Genomic DNA, 22,440 nt, shown 5'->3' on the forward strand with positions numbered 1-22,440 from the left:
TTAAATATGATAATGATAATCATTATCTATAATGTTTGATATGTCAATACAAATCTTATTGAAATAAACTAGAAATATTACTCATAATTAAGATTGGTATAGAAATGCAGATTATAAGATGGGTATGATGTAGAAAATTAGTAAGGGGAGGTAAAAGATAATAATTATAATTAGAATGTTCCTTTTTAATACCATTAGCATATACAAAATAGGCAGTATTGCAAATAAGAAGATTTGATTAAAAATAATACATGGCAAAATTTTTAAGTTGAATAAATTCAAGAGTTTTAAATTTATTTTCTATAAAATTTTAAGTTCTTTAAAAGCTGTTTTCAGTACTACTCTTTCTAGTGTTATAATCAGAGTAATCTTCAAAATTTAAGGTTAATTATCAAAATCTAATAATTTGCCTATTAACCTAATTGACTTAGATAAATTAATTTATTATGTTCTTGCCGTGATTTAATAAATAAATAAAAAATTACTTTAATCAATTCAAACATAGGCTTTTATGGGTATTATACAAGACACTTTTTTTAATTTAAATAGGCATAAATATGATAGAGATAATATTGATACTAAAAAGAAAGTAAAATGTGAAGATAGCATTTATATCATTACTAAAGATATCCCAAAAAATTTTAGAGAAAGAGATGATATTTTAGCTGAAGCTAACCTTGAATCATCACATTTACACCATAGGCAGTATGGATTTTTAGTAAAGCTTCAGCACTATAACTTGGCATTTGCTTCTCCTATATGTCCTGATGGATATCAATTAATTGATATGATGCCTAAAAATGAAGTAAAAGAATTATATCTTCATTTTCCAGAGGAAATAAAGTGTGTTCCAGTTTGTTTGGGGGTATCAGACACACCAATTTTATAGCAAATTAATTTGAATTAGGAGTTTATTGCTCCTAATTTCTATATTAGACCTATCTAAGTGATAGGTAAAAAGCTTCTATGTCTTTACATAACCCTAATTATACAGAGTGAACAGTCCCACATATACAGTCTCTAAAATTGATACTTTATTTCATTTTTGCATATGAACCAGGAGCATCTTCAAGAGGTAATAATTTATCTTGTGATAAAGCTTTAGATGTTATTAGCTTTCCAGACATATTACTGTTCCATTGATGCCAATCTTGCCACCACGAACCAGGAAATTCTTTGGCATGATTTAACCAATCGGTTGCTTCAATAGAATAGTTATTATTTTTCCAATAACAATATTTATTATTATCAGGATGATTGATAACGCCAGCTACATGTCCTGAAGCAGATAATACGAAAGTAACAGGACAGTTGAGGAGTTTGGTTGCTAAATAGGTAGATTGCCATGGAGCTAAATGGTCATCACGTGTAGAAAGGAAATAGCATGGTACTTGGATAGTACTTAAATCAATTTTAACATCAGATAAAGTAAGAGCTCCTGGCTTAGAAAGCAAATTTTGTTGATACATATTACGTAAGAAAAAATTATGCATTTTGGCAGGTAAGCGTGTGGAATCGGCATTCCAATATAGCAAATCAAAAGGCAGTGGTAATTTTCCTAATAAATAATTATTAACAAAAAAGTTCCAAATCATATCATTGGCTCTAAGTAAGCTAAAAGCAGTAGACATTGTGATACCATCAAAATAGCCATCTTCTTTACTTGCTTTTTCTAAGTGATTTAGCTGTTCATCATCTATAAAAATAGAAATATCGCCTGCTTCTGCAAAATCAAGTAATGTGGTTAAAAAACTTGCGGATTGAACTCTTTTATCTTGTTTTGCTTCTAAATAAGCGAGAGTAGAGGCAAGTAAGGTACCTCCTATACAATATCCCATCATATTAATTTTTTTTGCGCCTATGGCTTTTTCTATCATATCTAATGCACATACTGGTCCTTCAAGCATATAATCTTCAAAATCTTTATTAGCTAAATTTTTATCTGGATTAACCCAAGAAATTAAAAATACATTATAACCTTGCATTAATAACCAACGTATAAAAGAATTCTTTTCTCTTAAGTCAAAAATATAATATTTATTAATACAAGGCGGTATAATAAGTAGAGGTATAGAATAATAGTGTTTTTGTAATGGAGCATAATGAATAAGTTGCATAAGGTCATTTTGGAAAATGACTTTTCCTTTTGTAGTAGCTATATTATACCCTAACTTAAAAGCGGTTGGATCGCTGGTTTGTATATCAAGCAAATGGTTACTACGCTCTAAATCTTTTAAAAAATTTTCCATCCCTTTAACTATATTATCTCCTTGAGATTCGATAGTTTCTTTTAGTACTAAAGGATTAATTAGAGCAAAATTTGATGGAGATAAAGCATCTAGAATTTGCTTTGTATAAAATTGGATTTTTCTTGCTGTTTTTTTATCAAGGTTCTTAGTTTGTTCATAGATGATATTGCTAATCCATGTGGAAGTCATAAAATAAGATTGTTTTATGAAGTAAAAAAAAGTGTTTTCATCCCATGATGTATCTTTAAATCTGTTATCCTTGGTAACTGCTTGGTATATAATTGTTTCTTGATCGTCACCATTCATAAATCTTTTAGTAGTGGCGTTTAATAAATTTAAGTAATCTTCTGTGTAACTTAATTGATATTGAAGGAGTTTTTCTGGGTCTGATATAAGGCTAGCAATTATAGGTAAGAAATCCTGCGTAAGTTTTAGGGTGTTTGTAAGAGAATCTTTTTGCAAAGATTGCTTCTGTAAGAAAACTTGTAATATTTTCTGATAATAATCTAAGATTTTAAAGAAATTACCAGAAATTTTATCTATCATGTTACCAACTCTTTTGGTAGTTTAAATTTAATATTTTCATCAATGCCGTCTAAATCATAGGTGGTTACTTCAGTTAAAGTGTTTAAGTAATTAATTACTTCCTCAACAAGTATTTCAGGGGCAGAAGCGCCAGCTGTTATACCAATTGTGCTCACATCTTTTAGCCAATCATTATTTATATCATGATAATTATTAATTAAATATGAAGGAATACCCATTTCGTTACCCAAATCTTTAAGACGATTTGAATTTGAACTGTTTATAGCTCCTATTACCAAAATTATATCAACTTTTTTAGATAATTCACGTACTGCATTCTGTCTATTTTGGGTTGCATAACAAATGTCTTTTAATTCTGGACCTTGAATCAAAGGAAATCGAGTCTTTAATTTATCAATAATCGTTTTTGTATCGTCTACACTTAAAGTAGTTTGCGTGACGTACGATAATTTACTAGGATCTTTCACATTAATTTGGGCTACTTCTTCAATTGAAGAAACAATGATAACTTCTTGTTTTACACGTCCAGAAGTACCTTCTACCTCAGGATGGCCTCTATGACCTATAAGAATTATTTGTCTATCTTGTTCTTCATTCCTTTGTGCTTCTTTATGTACTTTAGTAACTAAAGGGCAAGTAGCGTCTATTATAGATAGATTACGATTATGAGCCTCAATTTCTACTTGTTCTGAAACACCATGAGCACTAAAGATAGTAATTGAATTTTCCGGAATTTCATCAAGGCTATTTACGAAAATAGCTCCTTTAGATTTTAATTGATCAACAACATATTTATTATGTACTATTTCATGCCTGACATAAACAGGCCGACCATATTTTTCTAAAGCTAGTTCTACTATCTTTATGGCCCGTTCGACGCCTGCACAAAAGCCGCGAGGTTTGGCGAGTATTACCTGCATGATTTAGCTAAAACTTTTATAATTTATAAAAATAAGTATATAATACATTTTTTATAAAGCCAAGCGCTAAAAATAACACTATAGCTGATAAATCTATTCCCCCTATAGTAGGTATATAATTTCTAATGTAATTTAATACAGGCTCGACTAATTTCGTTAGGGCATGCATTAGTTTTTGTACAAGAGGTTGGTGTTTATTTAATATATTAAAATATACTAACCAACTCATTATAATCCATACGATTAATATTAAATTATATAAGCTGATAATTTGTGCAATTAAATCAATAGCAGGGTTAATATTCATATAGATATTATCATCAATAAGATTAGAAAATAATGGTGGGCCCGGCTGGACTTGAACCAGCGACCCTACCGTTATGAGCGGTATGCTCTAACCAACTGAGCTACAGGCCCCAAAATATTTTGAGGTTATTACCATTATATTTGTGGCTAATAACCACTTACCTAATTCCTTTAACAGGTTACATTTATTTTTGCAAGAGATTTTTTTACGAAAAATTTTTATATTATAATAATAGAGTATATGTTATGAATAAATGGTTCTATATAAAAGATATAATATTTCCTTATCCATAAATATGACAATATAAAAGTAGAATATAATATAAATATGGTAAAAATTTTAGCAATAGATACGTGTAATAGTTTTTGTTCAGTTGCGCTTATTGAAAATGGACAAATTATTGAAACTATATGTTCGGATGAAACATCAAAGCAAGCAGAATTACTTTTTTCGCTAATATTAAAAATATTACATAATCATAATCTGAAATATTCGAATTTAGATATGTTAGCTTTAACTGTAGGGCCTGGTAGTTTTACAGGTATTAGAGCAGGTATTGCTGCTATGCATGGCATGAAACTAGCATCAAAATTACCGGTTGTTGTGGTAAGCTGCTTTGAAGCTATAGCTCTGAATTTTACAGATACTATTAACAAAAATATCAGTATTGTACTCGATGCAAGGCGTAATCAAGTATATATGCAAAGTTTTATGCATACTATTTCAGGTATGGTATCTACCTTAGCACCATCTTTACTAGATTATGAGCAGGCAGTCAGATTAATAGCTCAAGATAGTATTATTGCTGGTAGCGGTGCAGAGTTATTAGAAGATTTGTTGAAAATTAATAAATCTTATATATTAAATGAAGATTTTAATGTTATCACTGCAGATATGGTAGCAAAGGCTGCTTGGTATAAATATCTTAGCAATGATATAAATCAAGAATTGGTACCACTTTATATAAGACCCTCGGATGCAAAACTACCTAAACAGTGAATGATAATTAATTTGCATTAGAAATTTGATTATGTTTAGATTCTTGTATTATTCTTAAGTTTTAATTTACTAAATATTAATATCTAATTAATATGATCAAAATGAATATAGTAAGAGAAGTTGAGATGTATATATTGTACTTTCATTTTTCTCCTAGAAAATTATAGACTTTAGCTAATCATCAATGATTACATCTTTAGCTTCTCTTACTATAGTAAAAACATTTGAACTTGTTATGTCGTTGTCTTGGCTATATATTTATAGTAAATTGATTTGAACTTGCGGACTCAGTTAGCTCAAAGTTCTTACCATTTGTAGGTTTTGCTTATCGCTCCGAGTCCAGAATACAACTTAATTTACTATACTTAGAAAGAATTATAATTTGGATTAATCATTATTTACTTAGGAGTTGTGTATTGTGGTAACTATTTATGGTGATGCAAAATCAGCATTACAAGGTGTTTTGCATGATAATATAACTATTATGGCGGGAGGGTTTGGCCTATGTGGTATTCCTGAAAATTTAATTTTTTCGATACGTGATTCAGGTGTTAAAAACCTTACAATAGTAAGTAATAATTGTGGAATAGATGATTTTGGTCTTGGTATTTTATTACAAACTAGGCAGATAAAAAAAATGATTTCTTCTTATGTGGGAGAAAATAAAACTTTTGAATACCAATATTTAAATGGTGAATTAGAATTGGAACTAAATCCTCAAGGTACGCTTGCAGAACGTATTAGAGCTGGAGGGGCAGGTATTTCAGCTTTTTATACTAGGACAGGTGTTGGAACGGTGGTAGCAGAAGGAAAAGAGCACAAAGATTTTGATGGAAAAACATATATTATGGAAAAGGCACTCATTGCAGATTTAGCGATTATTAAGGCATGGAAAGCGGATAAAGCTGGGAATGTTATATATCGGAAAACTGCTAGGAATTTTAATCCTATTATGGCAACAGCTGCTAAAGTGACAATTGTGGAAGTTGAACAGATAGTTGAGATTGGTGAATTGGATAGTGATAATATTCATACTCCTAGTATTTTTGTACATAGATTATTGCAAGGTGCAAATTATGAAAAACGTATTGAACGTTTAGTAGTAAATAAACATTAGTGATAAAGTTTTATAGGAGAAAAATATGGCTTGGAGTAAAGAAGACATATATCGTATTACAGCTGCTGAAGAATTAAAAGATGGGTATTATGTAAATTTAGGTATAGGTATGCCAACTGAGGTAGCAAATTATAAGCCAGAAAATGTGCATGTAATATTACAGAGTGAGAATGGAATGTTAGGTATGGGACATTTTCCCTATGAAAATGAAGTTGATGCAGATTTAATTAATGCGGGTAAGCAAACTATATCAGCATTACCAGAAAGTAGTTATTTTGATAGTGCTACATCCTTTGGAATGATTCGTGGAGGTCATATTGATTTAAGTATACTTGGTGCGCTTGAGGTTTCAGATAAAGGTGATTTAGCGAATTGGACCGTACCGGGCAAAATGGTTAAAGGTATGGGAGGCGCTATGGATTTAGTAGCTGGTGCCAAAAGAATAGTTGTGATTATGGAACATAATACTAAGGATAAAGGGTATAAATTAGTTAAGGAATGTAGCTTGCCTTTGACAGGAAAGCATGTAGTTAATAGAGTTATTACCGATTTAGGCATTTTTGATATCACCTCTGCAGGATTAATTCTTACCAAAATTGCCCAAGATGTTTCTGTAGAAGAAATTAGAGCGCGTACTGAACCAACATTTAAAATACATATATAATATATGAAATCTAAATATCAGCGTATATATATTATAATAATTATTGCTGTAGTTTATACGATGTTATTTAATATGAAGCTGATCATGGCTGATTTAGGGCAGTTAGAAGATGTTGTACAGTCATTTAAAGAATTTATTCATCGTTATTTAGGTTCTATATTATTTAGTTTTATATTTTTCTTTGCTTTTAGCTTTAATAAAGTTTTATATAGCATTATAACTATTATTACCTTTATATGTAGTGCTATAGGAGCATATTTTGTTTATCATTATCAGATTCGTATTAATTACTATACAGTAACTTCTTTCCTACACGCCAATCAAGAAGAATGTTTGCATTTTATTAATATGCATTTTCTTGGCTATTTGTTACTAGCTATTATTGTTGCTATTTGGGCAGTTATTCTATTTATAAAATATGATTATTCTCATCCATCTTATTCTAAATTAAGTTTTGTTAGTATGGCTTTTGTAATATTTGCCGTAATATTAGGTGGTGTAGATATTACAGAGCATTATTTACCATATAACTATTTAGAAGGCACCTATCGTGCTCTAACTCATAACAGCTCTAAGAATGTAAATAAAATTGTACAGGATATATCTTTAGAAGAAGGAGTAAAGAATTTAGATGTAGTAATTATTATTGGTGAATCAGCAAGATATGATCATTTTCACATCAATGGTTATCCTAGAAATACTTCACCACAATTAGATAAAATATCTAATTTAATTAGCTTTAGTAAAATGCAGGCCTGTAATAATTTTACCTTTCATGCAGTACCTTGTTTGTTATGTTTAAATTATAATGAATATAAGCCAAATAATGTTTTCGGTCCCTCTATAATCCAAGTATTGAATCAACTTAATTTTGTGACTAGTTGGATCGCAACGCAAGGATCTAATTCTGCTTACGAAACAAGTTTTAATAATATTGCTAATGCCAATAAATATAAGACGCTAATACATTATTATATTGATAAAAATGATGTATATGATTTAGAAATCATACCATTTTTGGAACAAAAGCTACTGCAAGTTTCAGGTAATCAATTAATTATATTGCATACTAGAGGAAGTCATTTTCACTATGAATGGCGATATACGAAAGAATTTAAAAAGTTTACCCCTATATGTGAGCGGAAATTTTTTAATTGGCAAATTGGGCACTGTACGGATGACGAAATAATAAATTCGTATGATAATACAATATTATATACAGATGAGGTTATTAATGCAGTTATTGAGAGAATGCGAAATAGGAATGCAATAGTAATATATGTTTCTGATCATGGAGAATCTTTGGGAGAGAATGGGATTTATCTACATGGTACCAAGCTTACCCCAGAACAATTACATGTTCCTTTATTTATTTGGGCTTCTGATAATTTTATTAAAAATAATTCTAAGAAATTTGAGGCTTTAAGATATAATAAGAATAAGAATATAAGCTATATGCACATGTTTCACACCATTCTAGATTGTATAGGTATAAAATCTACCATTATAAATCCTAATATGAGCTTATGTAATATTACAGCCAATTAAGCCTAATCTTTTCCTAAAATCCTCTTTACTCGAGTAGACAAAAGTTGTGTAACGTATCATTTTGAAATTGTCTTTGCTATATTTACAAACATTTTATAATGTATTAAAACAGTTTATAATTTTGTAATAAGGGTGTGATAAAATGTTAACTTACCAGGAAGAAGAATTTTTATCTCTAATCAGAACAGCAGAAATCGAAACATTAGAAAAGATGCTTCAATCCTCTCCAGGCCTAATAAACATAAAAACTAATGATGGAAGTACAGCTTTGCATTATGCCATTGCTTACGGTCATAATAGTGTTATAAAGTTTTTAGAAAGCAAAGGTTTGAAAATCGACATTAAAGAGCATATACTTATATGTTTAGCTGCTCATAATGGCCATAATCATACCATAGAGTTTTTAGAAAAAAAGGGTTTAAAACTAGATGAAAAAACTAATAACGGATTCACACTGATACATTTTGCGGCTATGGGCGGTCAGAACCGTACCATAGAGTTTTTAGAAAAAAAAGGTTTAAGCATAGATGCAAAAACTAATAACGGAAGTACAGGATTACATTTAGCTGCTTATAATGGTCATAATAATACGATAAAGTTTTTAATCCAAAAAGGTTTAAGAACAGATGAAAAAACTCAAGATGGACGCACATTATTACATTTTGCAGCTATGGGCGGTCAGAACCATACCATAGAATTCTTAGAAAAGAAAGCCTTGAAAAGAAGTGATCAAGTTCATGAAGTAAGTACAAACTTAGCTGCTAACTACGTACAGTCTGTTCCAAAAGGAGTATCAAATAAACTTAATCAGGTTAATAATAATTCTATAACACCTACAAAAGATAATACAAATACTTTATCAGCAAATTTTGTTAAAGATTTTATTCTATTGACACCATCTACTCTAGTTTCTAAGCCGATTAATTCAATTAATTGCTTATCTAAAAGTACTAATAAACATAATGTATCACCTAGCTCTAATAATAGGCATGCAAACTTAACAAAACAAATTCAAGATTTGACCAAAATTAATGAGGATCTAAAAAAATCTAATAGTAATAAAGAGTTATTAATAATTCAGCAAGGTAGGGAAATATATCAATTAAAGTTTCAATTAGAGATTGCTGAACAGTACATTGATAAAAATATGAATAATAATTCTATTACTCCTTTATTATATAGCAATAATTCGCAAACGTGGAGTGAGAAAGTAAGTAATACCTCTACTAATCTTGCAGTTCCTCCTTTACTTAGAAAACGCAATTATAATTCTTATAATAGACTATCTAGTGAAAGTCCTAGTATTAAAGATAATATAACTACTTTGAAGCAGCGGAATAGTTTTGAATACAATGGACTATTACCATCTATGGAGACATTATTCTCTATGCAATCTGAAACTATTAATTTAACTTTTCAAGATCGAGAAAATAAAAAAAGAAAGGGCGACTTATCTTATATAATAGACAATAAAAGTTCACGAAGTTTTTAGAGTTACTAGGCTTCTTTGCACATCATTTGGTAAAGCCATGTTTTAAGAGCCTTTGAAAGAAAATTATAGTTTAATTTGTGGCCAAAAGAAATAAAAACATATTTATCATAATTTAGTGTAAAAAAATCTATATGGCAAATTGATTTGAATTTGGGACGCAGTTATGGCTGTGGCAATTTAAATATTACTTTGTTGTTCGTTGCCTACAATAGTATTTCTACGCTTTTAGCCTCACGCCTTGTATTATTTTAATTGCCTTTGCTATAGCTCAAAGCTTCCCTATTATTTGTAGGATTCGCTTTATCTGCCCTTGTCCCATATATAATCATTTAAATTTGTTCGTTTACTAGTTAGCAATATATTTAATGTATATTATGTCATTACGGACTGAGTAGAAATAAGTCTGGTTAGCTTAAGCTATATAGTAAATTGATTTGAATTCAAGACGCAGGTAGCTCAAAGCTCTTCTACTATTTGTAGGCTTCACTTTATCTGCTCTAGTTCTAAATACAACTTAATTTACTATAATTATAAATATTACTAACGCTTTAAGGATGAATTAGAATTGAAAATGCTTGAAGAACAAGAGTTAAATATGAATATTCAAGATAATAATCATGAGTATAGTAAATATCCTATAAAGAAAAGCAATATAATCGATGTTCTTAAAGAAGAATATCTAATTTGTTGCTTGGAATTTATCCCGGAACTTAGCAACATTTTTTGTAAAGCTTATAAGGTTAAGCGTAATAACTCTGATAATACTAATTTATATGCATTGGTATATACTAAGTCCTTACCCCTTAGATTATCAGTAATTGATAATTTAAAGCATAACCCAATAAATAATATAATATCGCCAATAGATTATGGAATAGTAAAAATCTCAGAAACTAATATGGAGCAATTTGTAGTTATATTAGAAAAACCTAGTATCATTAGCTTAGATGAATATTCTAAAGAACATGGTCCTTTTAGTGCAGAATTTATTACAGATATAATTTTAATACCTATATGTCAAATATTACAGGTTTTACATTCCTTTGGTATAGTACACGGTAATATAAATCCAAAAAACATCTATATAGATACTGATAATAAAAAGATTGTACTGGGAGATTGTGTGAATGGTAATACTGGGTTTGCACAAAATATTATATATGAGTCTTTGGAGCGTGCAGAATGTAATCCTATGATTACTAAAGGAGATGGAGCGGAACATACCGATTATTTTGCATTAGGAGTAACGTGCTTATATTTATTTTTTGGTCATGATTTTAATGTAACAGAGTCTGATGATTTAGTTAATCAGCGTTTTATGTATGGCTCTTATAAGATTTACACTCGAGGTCGCTCTATAGCAATGTCTATTAGGCCTCTCATTAAAGGGTTAGTAAATGACGATCTGGAAACACGTTGGCAGTTTCAAGAAATTATGGACTGGTACAATAGAAAACAATTAAGTGTGGTAGATAATGAGGATATAGATTCAAATCATAATATAATGTTTAATAATAATTATTATCCTAATCTTAGATCATTAGCATATAATATGCATCAAAACTGGGAAAAAGCTAAAGCTTTTCTTAAAGAGGAAGTGTTACTAAAATGGCTGGAAATGAATTCTAAAAGTCAGCAAGTAGTAAAATTAGAAAAGCTTTTAAAACCTAAAATATATGGTACTGGTACTGGCGATAAAGATGAAATTATTATCAAAGCTTTATGTATTTTAGATCAATATGCACCTATTAGATTACAAGATTGTGCGGTATCATTAGATGCTTTAGGAGTGTTAATAGCTTATGCTCTCTCCGAAAAGGCCAATAGTTACGTAGATAATATACGTCGTATTATTAATATGTCTATTTGGAATGAATTTACAGAACTAGATTATACAGAGGAAAAAGCACGTGAGCTTTTAATGCATTTAAGCAGAGCGAAATATGCCATAAATAAACCAGGTATAGGTTTTGGTGTAGAAAGGTGTTTATATGAATTAAACCCTAATTTACCTTGTCAAAGTCCTTTGATAGCAGAGGAGTATATTACTTCAGTATATGAATTATTATTATGTATAGAAAAAAAAGCCGAGCAATCTAGTACATTTGTTATAGATAGGCATATAGCTGCTTTTCTTGCTGCAAATTTAGGGATGGATCAAAGATTAAATTATAAAGATTATAATAAAGTTAGTAAAAGATTTTTAGATCATGATGCAATTACAATTTTGATTATGATGGCTATAGCTCAAGAAAAATACAAGATTTATAAGCTTAGTAATCTATCTGCAATAGTTGTAGAGATGTTATTACCTCTATTAGAAATGGTAGGTAATTATAAAAGAAGGCAAGCATTACATAATAATCTAAATAATCAAATACCTAGGGGTGATTTTATAAAATTGCTCAACATAATTATTGATACATCTTATTTAGAACTTGACCGGAAAGAGATGGAGTTAGCTGAACAACAATTAGCATCTATCAATGAACAAATAAAGGAGTTACATGATGAAAAGCAATGTTATGTGAAAGGATATAAATTAGGGTTAAAATTATGCGCTGTATTATCATATTTATCCTGTGCGATTACGTTTATAATCTTAATTATTACAAAATTTTAGGTAGAATATTATGTCAAAGTTAAACTCGAATCTAATAAAGAAAATATTATTAATTATATTATGTATCATACTTTTAAGTACTATATTTTTTTCCTATTATATTTTAATCTTCATAATAATAGGTGCAATGCCTAGTATTATTGCTATTATTATTAAAAATAGACTTAATATATATTCTTTAAATACTGTGCTTGCAATGAACACGCTTGCGTTGTTGCCTTTTATATTTCAGCTACTTAATACCTATAAAATACATGAATTCTCAAGAGTTTTGGTATCTAATAGTGATGTTTGGGTTATGATTTATGGTATTATTAGTGTAGGTATATTATGTATAATATTTTTACCTCAGCTATGCGGTAGAATATCTGTTATGATCTCTAAAAATCGTATTATACGTCTTGAGCAACGTAAAACCCATATTATGAATTCATGGGATTTTAATAAGAAAGAGAATTAAAATATCAATACCATTGACTAGAATGAATTTATGGAGAGTCTATCCTCCATAAATTGGCTTCAAATAATATTTTGATCAAAATATTATTATTCTGGTATAATATCAGAAGGTTTACCTAGGGCTTCAAGAGAGGACTCTAGATTACATTCATTTGTGCATGAACTTACCTTAACATTTTCAGGTAAGTCATTAAATGGTACATAACCTTTTTCTTCTAGTCTTTTTACGTAGCTATGCTCGTGGCTGCTACCTGAGTATCTTTCTATACTTAAATCTTCAGGTAAATTACAAGGCTTAAGTTCTTCTCCTGTATTTTTATTATATAATTTAATACCTTGACCATTTAAATATTGAACAGCATCTTGTGCTCTTTGATGTTTATTACTTGCAAGATCTCTTACTATTTGTTTAAATTTTGGCATATTTTCTACCTATATTAATAATTGTCTTTATTATACTAGTTAATTTATTTAAACATATATTTTATTATATTTAAATAATAGAAAAAATTCGATAGTATAGAATAATTAATTTTATATATTATAATGATGTGTATATTGTGATACAAAAATATAGTGTGTTCTTTAGGGCAAATTTAATATTTTTTTATGATTTTCTGAAATTCTTTACCAAATTTTAAAGTACTATATATTATATATAAGGCAGTTTTTCTGTAATTTGATATTTTAACTGATAATTTATATATTACTTGTAGACTTTAATTTTTGACTAGTAATATAGTATTCTATCTTTATTATAAAAAGTCAGTCAAAATAGTAAGATGTTAAGGAGGTGATATTATGAAACCGTTATCACAAATAAAGAAAAAAGCTACTACCCCTAAGATAGATAAGCAGCTTAATAAAGCCAAGTCTACACTAAAAAAGCAGGTGGAACATGTTGAACATGAAATGCCTCATATATCTCCTCATGGACATAAGTTAGATGAGTCTGCTATTGCAAATAATCTTACGTCTGTTTTTACGTATGGAGATGCATATATGAAAATGAGTGAAACTATTGGTGGTCAGGTTATGAACTCTATGAATGAGTTAGTAGCAGAGAATTTAGAATTATCTAAGGATTTTTTTAAATGTGCAACTTTAACAGATGTATTAAAATTGCAAGAAAAGATGTTTAAAGCTAATTATCAAGCTATCACTAGTAATATGAACAAAATTATATCAAGTATGATGGATTATAGTGGGCAGATAGAAAAAGGCCGTACATCTGGTAAACAAAATCATATATTTGGCGGTATTTGTACCTAATATATTAAATTAGGTACTATAGAAATTCTTTAGTGTTATTTAAAATACACCACAATTAACTTTTAATAATTATTTATATTATATTAATTATTAATGTTTTATCATCTGCTGATACTGATATATTATTATTATCATTAATTTTACCAGCTAATAACATAGTAGCTAATTCGTTTTGTAATTCTTTTTGGATAACACGCTTAAGAGGACGTGCTCCGTATATACTATCATATCCTTTATTGCTAAGCCAATTTCTGGCTTTATCATCTATAGAGAGAATTATATTACGATCTGCTAAGGTATCAGCCAATTGCTTTACTTGTATATCAACGATTTTGCTCATATGGGAACGTGTTAATCTGTGGAATAAGATAATTTCGTCTAATCTATTTAAAAACTCAGGCCTAAAGGTAGTGCGTACTATATCCATAACTTGTTCTCTTACTGATTCTAGCTCGGTATTTTCTGGCTGTGAGGCTAGGATTTCTGCTCCTAAATTAGAAGTTAGAATAATAATTGTATTTCTAAAATCAACAGTTCTGCCTTGTCCATCTGTTAACCTTCCTTCATCTAAGACTTGTAATAAAATATTAAACACTTCAGGATGAGCTTTTTCTACTTCATCAAATAGAATGACTTGATATGGCCTTCGACGTACTGCTTCAGTAAGTGTGCCTCCTTCTTCATAGCCTACATACCCAGGAGGGGCTCCTATTAGACGTGAGACCGCATGTTTTTCCATATATTCAGACATATCTATGCGTACTAAGGCAGCTTTATCATTAAATAAAAAGGCAGCTAAAGATTTGGTTAGTTCGGTTTTACCAACTCCAGTTGGCCCTAAGAATAAGAACGAACCTAAAGGTCTATGGATATCTTGAATGCCAGCGCGTGCTCTTCTGACGGCATTACTTACTGCAATTAATGCATCATCTTGTCCTATGACATGTTGGCGTAAATAATCCTCCATATGTAAAAGTTTTTCTTTTTCACCTGTGAGCATCCTTTCTACTGGGATGCCAGTAATGCGTGCTACAATAGAGGCAATATCTTGTTCAGTTACAGCTTCTTTAATCATAAGATTATTTTTATGTTGTTCTTCTTCCTGTAATTTTTTAGTAAGATCTGGGATAATGCTATATATGAGTTCACCAGCTCTATTTAAGTCTCCTTTACGTTCTACAAGCTCTAATTCTTGTTTTGCAGTATCAAGTTGTTCCTTAAGTTTTTGTGCATTACTAAGTTTAAGTTTTTCTGCTTCCCATTTAGTACTTAAGTCCAACGCTTCTTTTTCTAATTCCTGTAATTCTGTAGATAACAACACTAATCTTTCTTTGGACGCGGTATCCTGTTCTTTTTGTAGAGCTGTTTGTTCAATTTTTAATTGAATAATTTTACGGTCAAGCTCATCAAGTTTTTCTGGTTTACTATCTGCTTCCATACGAAGTCTGCTTGCAGCTTCATCTATCAAATCAATAGCTTTATCTGGTAGAAATCTATCTGTAATGTAGCGATTAGACAAATACGTTGCTGCGACTAAGGCGCTATCAGTAATTCTGATTCCATGATGTAATTCATATTTTTCTTTAATGCCACGTAAAATAGAAATAGTATCTATTTCTGAAGGTTCATTAATATATACGGGTTGAAATCTACGTGCCAAGGCAGCATCTTTTTCGATATGTTTTCTATATTCATCTAAAGTAGTGGCACCTATACAATGTAATTCTCCGCGTGCTAGGGCAGGTTTAAGTAAATTAGAGGCATCCATTGCACCTTCTGCAGCTCCTGCTCCAACTAGTGTATGTAATTCGTCAATAAATAATATAATTTCGCCTTCAGCATGTGCTATTTCATTTAATACGGCTTTTAATCTCTCTTCAAATTCTCCTCTAAATTTGGCACCAGCAATTAAAGCACCTAAATCTAAAGATACCAATTTACAATTTCTCAAAATTTCTGGAGCATCACCTTGTATAATACGTAATGCTAAACCTTCAGCAATAGCTGTTTTTCCTACTCCAGGTTCACCAATTAATACAGGATTGTTTTTAGTACGACGTGATAATACTTGCATGGTTCTTCTAATTTCATCATCGCGACCGATAACAGGGTCAAGTTTACCATTGCGTGCGAGTTCTGTTACATCTTTAGCATATTTTTTCAAAGCTTCATATGCTTGTTCAGCATTTGCAGTATCGGCTGTACGACCTTTGCGCATTTTAATAATAGCTGCTTCAAGCTTTTGAGTAGTAATACCATTGGTGGGCAAAACTTTTATATAAGATGGTAATGCTTGTAATATTCTTTCTACAGGGATAAATTTATCACTTGCTTTGCGCGCTAATTCTTCTGCGGTATCAAATAGTTTTACTGTTTCAGAATCCAGATAAAGGCCAGAAGCGCCTGAGCCTGAAATCATAGGTATAGCTTTTAGTTCCTGTTCTACAGTAGTGGCGATATTTTGTATATTACCTTCGCATTCATTAATTAGGCGCACTGCTAATTGATCTTCATCATCGAGTAATGCCTTTAAGACATGTAGAGGAACAAATCTTTGATGATTGTTTTTAATAGCTAAAGTTTGAGCAGTTTGAATGATATTTCTTGCATTTTCAGTAAATTTTTCGAAATTCATAATTCATATACCTTAAAATTTTATTATAAATCTTCATATAATAAGATATGAATTATTGTATTGAATTACAAGTTATCCATAAGAAAATAAAAAATTATAAATGGATTTTTGACTTACTATAACATGAAGTTTATATATTTTGAGTATAAAAAAGAATGTTTGTTCTATTTTTTTTATTAAATAATTAACGTTTGTCCATTAGGCTTATTCTCTTAATGTATATTAACTATTTACATAATGGAGGATATTATGGGTGGTTGTTTTTCGTGCTTGGGAGGCAATAAAGGAAAAAAAGATCAGGATGATCCAACATATAATAAAGGAGAAGCTTGGGAAAACGTAGACTTAAGTGGTAATAGGGGAACAGAGGCTCAAGGTAGTAATGTAAGAGGTGAATTACCTCATAATCTACCAGCAATACCAGAAAGTAATAAGGAAAGTTGCAGTAATGAAGGGATAAATAGTACTGTTGTGAATACTCCGGCCTTATTAGTCAATGATGTTGCAGTGGTAACAATAAGAGGAGATTCAACGTTACTTACTGAGTAAAAACCCCATTTACACGTTTATGGATTTAAGCTGTTGGTATTTTACCTAACAGCTTAACTCTATAGTTTGTGATATTTATATTTTACTATAAAAACAATATTAGAAAGAAATTACTATTTGTCATTGAAATATAGAATTATTAATTTATTATTATATTTTAAGGTTTAGAATTAAAAAAACGAATGATTTCGTCTTTTTATTATCAAAAAATTAATAATTGATTGTTAGCCTTACTATTAACGCCAATAAGCGTGCTTAATATAATTGAAATCGTTTAATATAATTATGGAGTGATTTATGCCTCTTAATAAAATCTTAAAATATAAAAATAAATCATCAGCTTCAAGTAGTGCTAGCTCTCTTGAGAAAGTTACTACTCCCGGTCCAGCAACTAGATTAATAGAATTAGATAAAGAATATAAAACACATGAAGTATTAATTAGATCTTTAAAAGAGCAAAAACAAGACCTAGAAAAGTCTATTCAAAAATTACAAGAAAAAGAAAAGGCATTACAGGAAAGAGAAAGTAAAGTAAAAAATAATGCACAAGACATACATTCACAATTAGAAGTAACAAAACAAGAATTGTTAGATAGTACATCAGAAGATTTGACCAAGCAGCTCAAGAAAAAAGAAAAAGAGCTAGAGGCGCAAAAGCAAAAATTGATAGATGAATATGGTAAAGCTGTAAAAGAATTAGCAAAACAGGAACAGAATCCTGTTACAAATACACAGGAGCTAAATAACATACAAAATCAATTAGAAGAAAATCAAAATAAACTAGATAACATAAACCAGCAATTAAAAGAAAGTCAAAATAAATTAGAGGACATAAATCGTCAGAAAGACGAATGTAATATGGAAATAAATGATCGTAATCAAGGCAAAGAACAAGATTCTAGTATTGCTAGTACTTCAGATTCTACTGAGCAAGAACGAATTGATGAAGAACAAGTTGAAACATTTGATCCTTCTATCCTACAGGAAAATTATGTTGAGAATGATAATATATTATCAAGAGAGCAGGCAGAACAAGCACTAAATCAAGCAGCTGAAGGTTTTCCAAGAGTTTTAGTAGGTCATAAGTCAGGTGATGGTAACCCACTAAACTTTCCTGAACTGCAACAAGCTATAGAGCTTTCATTACGGCAGAGAAAATCTAACGATAATAATTCCCCCTCAACTAATCAAAATAAAGCAGCTACAAGTGAAAATAGTCAACAACCAGATTCTACCAGCGATCATAATGATTCACAAGCAAAACTAGTTGAGAGCTCAAGTTGTATACCAAGTTGGGTACCAAAAGCAGTAGGAGGTATTGTAGGTGGTACTGGTTTAAGTTACCTTATATACACTGGATATGATTATTTTACTTCTAATAACAAAGATGAAAGTATTAATACAGATAAATCATCTTCGACTTCTAACACTGCAGAAGATTCTAACGCAGATTCCTCACCATCGGTGATTGGGAAAATACCAGATATGCCAGAAGTTTTAGCATAAAATATTTTACTTCTATATTATCCCTGCTCTGATATATCAGAGCAGGGATAATATTTTATTATTATATAGGCATTGTTCCACTATATGTTGCAGCCTAACCATAATTTAAATTAGGGTGCTATGCTTTTAACGTAATTTTTGAAAAAAATTCTTAAGAAGTGTTTCTGATTTTAAAGCCTCAATTCCTTCATATATTTCAGGTGTATGATGGCAGGAGTTAGAGGAAAAGACTCTAGCTCCATGTTGTACTCCTCCTCCTTTAATATCATATGCGCCAAAATATAATCTTCTTATTCTAGCTAAAGAAATTGCATGAGCGCACATAGGGCAAGGTTCTAAGGTAACATATAAATCACAATAATTTATAAATTTTGAACCAAGTAAAGAACAGGCTTTTTTTATAGCTAATAATTCTGCATGGGCGGTTGGATCTTGTAATTTTTCAACTTCATTGCTGCTTGTGGTAATAATTTCATTAGTTAGAGAGTTTACAATTACTGCACCGATGGGTACTTCACCTCTCATAGAAGCTAACTCGGCTTCTTTCAAGGCAAATTCCATATAGTTATTTTTAAAATTAAACATAAAAATTAAGTTTCAATATATTCTACATGTTCATCAATACCGGCAGGATCCTGGTGAATGATAATTTCAGCACCTTCAAATTCTTGTAGTAACTTATGTTCAATCTCTACGGATATATTATGGGCTTTATTTAAAGTTATATTAGGATCTAATTCCAGATGAAATTGAATAAAAACTTTATTTCCAGCATGTCTAGTTTTTAAATCATGAAACCCTTTTATCACATCATGTAGCCTAATTATATTGATAATACGTTGTTTTTTTTCTTCAGATAGCTCACGATCCATTAATTTATCAAATGCGCCACACAATAATTCCCATGAGCCATGTAAAATAAAGATTGCAACAATAATGGCAAATAAAGGATCTATAATATTAATATCCCATATAGTAACGATAATAAGCGAAATAATAACGGCTATGTTAGATAATAGATCGATAGAATAATGTAAAGAATCTGCTTTAATTACATCAGAGCCGGTTTTTTTAATGACATAGCGCTGAAAAGTAATTAAACAAATGGTAACTATAATTGAACCCATCATAATAACGATGCCATGATAACTATAATCTAAGGGTATAGGATAAACGGCTCGTTTGATTGCAGCTATAATAAGAAAAATACCAGATGCACCAAAAAAAGCTGATTGCACAAATACCGCTAAATCTTCAGCTTTATGATGTCCAAAACGATGTTCATTATCTGCAGGTTTTAGGGCATAATGTACGGCTAATAAATTTAACATAGAAGTTACTGCATCTAAGAGTGAGTCTGTTAAGGATGCAAAAATTGATAGTGAATTAGTGAGCACCCATCCTGCTAATTTCATAATTATGATAATAATAGCAGCTATAACTGAGCTATAAGTGGCATATTTTTTTAATTTGTCTAGATCAGATGTCATATTTTTAATCTTTCCTGTTGACCTTATTAACGCACATGGGTATATACACATATGTAGTGTTTTAATTTTATAGTGAATTTATTTTATATTAAAACAAAATAAGTTATAATTCATTAAGTAAATTTGATATTGTAACTCAAAGGAGTATATCTATGAACTCTAAGAAACTATTTATTAGTCTGGTTGTTAGCTCAATCGTGTTAACGAGCTGTGCAGAGCAAGGTGGAATGAGTAAACAAAGTGTAGGTACAATAGTTGGTGCTGGTGTTGGCGGGTTATTGGGTTCTACATTAGGTAAGGGTAGTGGTAAAATTGGTGCTGTAGCTCTAGGAGCTATGGGTGGGGCTTTACTTGGAGGATCGATAGGTAATTCCTTAGATCAAGTAGATAAATCGCGTATGCTTAATGCACAGCAACAATCGTTGGAGAGAGCATCTTCTGGTCAGACTACCACTTGGGTGAATCCAGATACAGGCCATTCTGGTAGCTTTACTCCGGTGAGAACCTATAGAGCAGGTGGTGGACAATATTGTCGAGAATATAATCAAACTGTTAATATAGGTGGTCAAGTGCATAAGGCTTATGGAACTGCGTGTAGACAACCAGATGGTTCTTGGCAGATTATCAATTAACTAAATAATGGCGGGTGTAGCTCAGTTGGTTAGAGCACCAGATTGTGGTTCTGGGGGTCGCCGGTTCGAGACCGGTCACCCGCCCCATTAAATTTAATACTCACAGCTTTCTACAAAAATTTCTAATTTACTTCTAGGTCGCAAATAGGTCGCAATACAAATCTAATTTCTTCACAAGACATCATAAAAATTATTTTTAAATATTTGAGCTATAACCGTTTTATAAAACAAAAAGAGAAAATATCACGAGCTTAATCTTTACTAGGAGGTGATTAAATAATAAGTAATATCAGGGCAAATTCTAGCTTCAAATTCCTTTCCTTATCATTTCTCTGCAAAAAATACTGGAATCAAAAGCTATTTCTTTACTTTTTTATTAAAAATAAAAATTTTTAAAAAATTAAAAAAAGGTACTTCCATGAATCAAAAATTATATATACCATCAGGAGTATCAGTAATCGTTTAAAAAGTCTAGGTGTACGGTTTCAGTAGTTGATGGTTAGGATTAATTCTAAAATTATTAGCATTTTGTGTGTAACAAGTCAAGATCATTTCAAAAGGCGTTTTTCTAGCAATAGAAGAAAGCCTTTTAGCATAATTATAAGCCATAACAAAAGCTTGTAGATGACTATCTAACTCTTCTCTACTAGTATAATGATACTTCTTAGTAGTAGCTTCTTTTATAGTCCTATTCATTCTTTCTACTTGACCATTGGTACTTGGACTATAAGGCCTTGTTGTGCGATGCCTGATACCGTAATCTTTACATTTTAGATCAAATCTATGTCTTGCTTTAGGAGCTCTGTACCTGGCTAAACCATTGTAAGCAAATTGAACACCATTATCAGTTAATATGGTATGTATCTTAAAGGGACAGCTACTTACCAAGTTATCAAGAAAATTAACTGTAGTATCGCCATTGCTATTATTATGCAGCTCAACATAAGCAAATTTACTCACTCTACATATTGCCACAAATATGTAAAATTTTCCCTCACCAATTCTTACTTCTGTGATATCAAGATGCATAAATCCTATTTCATAAGCCTTAAATTTCTTCTTCTCTTTGATATTATCTTCTTTGGGTAAACAAGATAAACCGTACCGTTTAAGGCATCGGTAAAGATTTGAACGAGTTAAATAAGGTATTTCTTTAATAAGTGCATCAAAGCAATCATCCAAAGGTAATTGCGTAGACTTACGAAAAGCAATAATCAAAGCTTCATCTTCGGGCTTCAAAATAGTAGTTGCTTTTTTAGGAGCATTAGAGCGATCTTCTACTCCTTCTTCTTTTCTTTGACGCCATTTTATCACAGTTTTAGGGTTAATATTATATTGTTCACTTAATTCTTTGATCGTAGCTTGCGATCGCTGTAATTCTTTTCTAATTGCGTGCGTAGTCGTGGCGCAGCCATGTAATATTTGTCCCACA

Annotated in this window: 20 protein-coding genes and 2 tRNA genes; 13 read left to right on the top strand and 9 right to left on the bottom strand. The window is 30.5% G+C overall.

Annotation, left to right across the window (positions count from 1 at the left end; genetic code table 11):
- Window positions 1-511: 511 nt before the first annotated feature.
- A complete protein-coding gene (locus tag NOVO_05750) occupies window positions 512-889 on the top strand; it encodes a hypothetical protein (GenBank protein AIL65512.1) in 378 nt (125 codons plus the stop codon).
- A 145-nt stretch (window positions 890-1,034) separates the two neighbouring features.
- Here NOVO_05750 and phbC read toward each other — a convergent pair whose 3' ends face one another.
- From phbC to NOVO_05770, 4 genes are all read right to left on the bottom strand, one after another.
- Complete coding sequence (gene phbC / locus NOVO_05755) at window positions 1,035-2,795, bottom strand: Poly-beta-hydroxybutyrate polymerase (protein ID AIL65513.1); 1,761 nt, start codon at window positions 2,793-2,795, stop codon at window positions 1,035-1,037.
- A complete protein-coding gene (ispH, locus tag NOVO_05760) occupies window positions 2,792-3,715 on the bottom strand; it encodes a 4-hydroxy-3-methylbut-2-enyl diphosphate reductase (protein ID AIL65514.1) in 924 nt (307 codons plus the stop codon). Before ispH ends, phbC begins: the two co-directional genes overlap by 4 nt.
- A gap of 16 nt (window positions 3,716-3,731) precedes the next feature.
- Window positions 3,732-4,022: a YGGT family protein gene (locus tag NOVO_05765; GenBank protein ID AIL65515.1), complete on the bottom strand. Its 291-nt coding sequence runs from the start codon at window positions 4,020-4,022 to the stop codon at window positions 3,732-3,734.
- 33 nt (window positions 4,023-4,055) lie between these two features.
- Window positions 4,056-4,132 (bottom strand) — tRNA-Met (locus NOVO_05770).
- A gap of 217 nt (window positions 4,133-4,349) precedes the next feature.
- On the opposite strand from NOVO_05770, the gene NOVO_05775 reads away from it, so the two are divergent.
- The 7 genes from NOVO_05775 (at window position 4,350) to NOVO_05805 (ending at window position 12,925) form a co-directional block, all read left to right on the top strand.
- The gene (locus tag NOVO_05775) at window positions 4,350-5,021 is read left to right on the top strand and encodes a hypothetical protein (protein ID AIL65516.1); all 672 of its coding nucleotides are present in this window, start codon (window positions 4,350-4,352) and stop codon (window positions 5,019-5,021) included.
- Between the two features lie 418 nt (window positions 5,022-5,439).
- The gene (gene scoA, locus NOVO_05780) at window positions 5,440-6,138 is read left to right on the top strand and encodes a putative succinyl-CoA:3-ketoacid-coenzyme A transferase subunit A (GenBank protein ID AIL65517.1); all 699 of its coding nucleotides are present in this window, start codon (window positions 5,440-5,442) and stop codon (window positions 6,136-6,138) included.
- Between the two features lie 25 nt (window positions 6,139-6,163).
- Complete coding sequence (gene scoB / locus NOVO_05785; GenBank protein AIL65518.1) at window positions 6,164-6,802, top strand: putative succinyl-CoA:3-ketoacid-coenzyme A transferase subunit B; 639 nt, start codon at window positions 6,164-6,166, stop codon at window positions 6,800-6,802.
- Window positions 6,803-6,805: 3 nt separating this feature from the next.
- Window positions 6,806-8,350: a Phosphoethanolamine transferase eptB gene (gene eptB, locus NOVO_05790; protein AIL65519.1), complete on the top strand. Its 1,545-nt coding sequence runs from the start codon at window positions 6,806-6,808 to the stop codon at window positions 8,348-8,350.
- A gap of 142 nt (window positions 8,351-8,492) precedes the next feature.
- Window positions 8,493-9,842, top strand: a complete 1,350-nt coding sequence (locus NOVO_05795; protein AIL65520.1) for an Ankyrin repeat protein — start codon at window positions 8,493-8,495, stop codon at window positions 9,840-9,842.
- Between the two features lie 571 nt (window positions 9,843-10,413).
- Complete coding sequence (locus NOVO_05800) at window positions 10,414-12,465, top strand: Serine/Threonine kinase (GenBank protein ID AIL65521.1); 2,052 nt, start codon at window positions 10,414-10,416, stop codon at window positions 12,463-12,465.
- Between the two features lie 10 nt (window positions 12,466-12,475).
- A complete protein-coding gene (locus NOVO_05805; protein AIL65522.1) occupies window positions 12,476-12,925 on the top strand; it encodes a hypothetical protein in 450 nt (149 codons plus the stop codon).
- 86 nt (window positions 12,926-13,011) lie between these two features.
- Here NOVO_05805 and NOVO_05810 read toward each other — a convergent pair whose 3' ends face one another.
- Window positions 13,012-13,347 (bottom strand): hypothetical protein, encoded by a 336-nt coding sequence (locus NOVO_05810; protein AIL65523.1) that lies wholly within the window; start codon window positions 13,345-13,347, stop codon window positions 13,012-13,014.
- A 378-nt stretch (window positions 13,348-13,725) separates the two neighbouring features.
- On the opposite strand from NOVO_05810, the gene NOVO_05815 reads away from it, so the two are divergent.
- Window positions 13,726-14,196, top strand: coding sequence for a hypothetical protein (locus tag NOVO_05815; GenBank protein AIL65524.1), 471 nt, complete (start codon window positions 13,726-13,728; stop codon window positions 14,194-14,196).
- Between the two features lie 73 nt (window positions 14,197-14,269).
- Here NOVO_05815 and clpB read toward each other — a convergent pair whose 3' ends face one another.
- A complete protein-coding gene (gene clpB, locus NOVO_05820) occupies window positions 14,270-16,831 on the bottom strand; it encodes a Chaperone protein ClpB (GenBank protein AIL65525.1) in 2,562 nt (853 codons plus the stop codon).
- Window positions 16,832-17,080: 249 nt separating this feature from the next.
- Here clpB and NOVO_05825 point away from each other — a divergent pair, with 249 nt between their 5' ends.
- Window positions 17,081-17,380: a hypothetical protein gene (locus NOVO_05825; protein AIL65526.1), complete on the top strand. Its 300-nt coding sequence runs from the start codon at window positions 17,081-17,083 to the stop codon at window positions 17,378-17,380.
- 297 nt (window positions 17,381-17,677) lie between these two features.
- Window positions 17,678-18,886 (top strand): hypothetical protein, encoded by a 1,209-nt coding sequence (locus tag NOVO_05830; protein AIL65527.1) that lies wholly within the window; start codon window positions 17,678-17,680, stop codon window positions 18,884-18,886.
- Between the two features lie 126 nt (window positions 18,887-19,012).
- Here NOVO_05830 and tadA read toward each other — a convergent pair whose 3' ends face one another.
- Both tadA and fieF read right to left on the bottom strand, forming a co-directional pair.
- Window positions 19,013-19,447: a tRNA-specific adenosine deaminase gene (tadA, locus tag NOVO_05835; GenBank protein ID AIL65528.1), complete on the bottom strand. Its 435-nt coding sequence runs from the start codon at window positions 19,445-19,447 to the stop codon at window positions 19,013-19,015.
- 29 nt (window positions 19,448-19,476) lie between these two features.
- The gene (gene fieF / locus NOVO_05840; GenBank protein ID AIL65529.1) at window positions 19,477-20,427 is read right to left on the bottom strand and encodes a Ferrous-iron efflux pump FieF; all 951 of its coding nucleotides are present in this window, start codon (window positions 20,425-20,427) and stop codon (window positions 19,477-19,479) included.
- A gap of 101 nt (window positions 20,428-20,528) precedes the next feature.
- Between fieF and NOVO_05845 the strand changes: the two genes are divergently transcribed.
- Both NOVO_05845 and NOVO_05850 read left to right on the top strand, forming a co-directional pair.
- Entirely contained in the window at window positions 20,529-21,008 is a 480-nt protein-coding gene (locus NOVO_05845; GenBank protein AIL65530.1) for a Surface antigen LipA protein, read from the top strand.
- Window positions 21,009-21,018: 10 nt separating this feature from the next.
- A tRNA-His gene (locus NOVO_05850) sits at window positions 21,019-21,095 on the top strand.
- A gap of 384 nt (window positions 21,096-21,479) precedes the next feature.
- Here NOVO_05850 and NOVO_05855 read toward each other — a convergent pair.
- Window positions 21,480-22,439, bottom strand: a complete 960-nt coding sequence (locus NOVO_05855; GenBank protein AIL65531.1) for an Integrase core domain protein — start codon at window positions 22,437-22,439, stop codon at window positions 21,480-21,482.
- Window position 22,440: the final 1 nt, after the last annotated feature.

It is taken from the genome of Rickettsiales bacterium Ac37b, from assembly GCA_000746585.2.
Lineage (GTDB): Bacteria > Pseudomonadota > Alphaproteobacteria > Rickettsiales > Arcanibacteraceae > Ac37b.

Coding starts and splice junctions, on each gene's coding strand:
- NOVO_05795 (AIL65520.1), top strand. CDS start 8,493: ATGTTAACTTACCAGGAAGAAGAATTTTTATCTCTAATCAGAACAGCA.
- NOVO_05805 (AIL65522.1), top strand. CDS start 12,476: ATGTCAAAGTTAAACTCGAATCTAATAAAGAAAATATTATTAATTATA.
- tadA (AIL65528.1), bottom strand. CDS start 19,447: ATGGAATTTGCCTTGAAAGAAGCCGAGTTAGCTTCTATGAGAGGTGAA.
- NOVO_05825 (AIL65526.1), top strand. CDS start 17,081: ATGGGTGGTTGTTTTTCGTGCTTGGGAGGCAATAAAGGAAAAAAAGAT.
- NOVO_05775 (AIL65516.1), top strand. CDS start 4,350: ATGGTAAAAATTTTAGCAATAGATACGTGTAATAGTTTTTGTTCAGTT.
- fieF (AIL65529.1), bottom strand. CDS start 20,427: ATGTGTATATACCCATGTGCGTTAATAAGGTCAACAGGAAAGATTAAA.
- eptB (AIL65519.1), top strand. CDS start 6,806: ATGAAATCTAAATATCAGCGTATATATATTATAATAATTATTGCTGTA.
- NOVO_05830 (AIL65527.1), top strand. CDS start 17,678: ATGCCTCTTAATAAAATCTTAAAATATAAAAATAAATCATCAGCTTCA.
- NOVO_05765 (AIL65515.1), bottom strand. CDS start 4,022: ATGAATATTAACCCTGCTATTGATTTAATTGCACAAATTATCAGCTTA.
- NOVO_05750 (AIL65512.1), top strand. CDS start 512: ATGGGTATTATACAAGACACTTTTTTTAATTTAAATAGGCATAAATAT.
- clpB (AIL65525.1), bottom strand. CDS start 16,831: ATGAATTTCGAAAAATTTACTGAAAATGCAAGAAATATCATTCAAACT.
- NOVO_05810 (AIL65523.1), bottom strand. CDS start 13,347: ATGCCAAAATTTAAACAAATAGTAAGAGATCTTGCAAGTAATAAACAT.
- scoB (AIL65518.1), top strand. CDS start 6,164: ATGGCTTGGAGTAAAGAAGACATATATCGTATTACAGCTGCTGAAGAA.
- NOVO_05815 (AIL65524.1), top strand. CDS start 13,726: ATGAAACCGTTATCACAAATAAAGAAAAAAGCTACTACCCCTAAGATA.
- NOVO_05845 (AIL65530.1), top strand. CDS start 20,529: ATGAACTCTAAGAAACTATTTATTAGTCTGGTTGTTAGCTCAATCGTG.
- NOVO_05800 (AIL65521.1), top strand. CDS start 10,414: ATGCTTGAAGAACAAGAGTTAAATATGAATATTCAAGATAATAATCAT.
- phbC (AIL65513.1), bottom strand. CDS start 2,795: ATGATAGATAAAATTTCTGGTAATTTCTTTAAAATCTTAGATTATTAT.
- ispH (AIL65514.1), bottom strand. CDS start 3,715: ATGCAGGTAATACTCGCCAAACCTCGCGGCTTTTGTGCAGGCGTCGAA.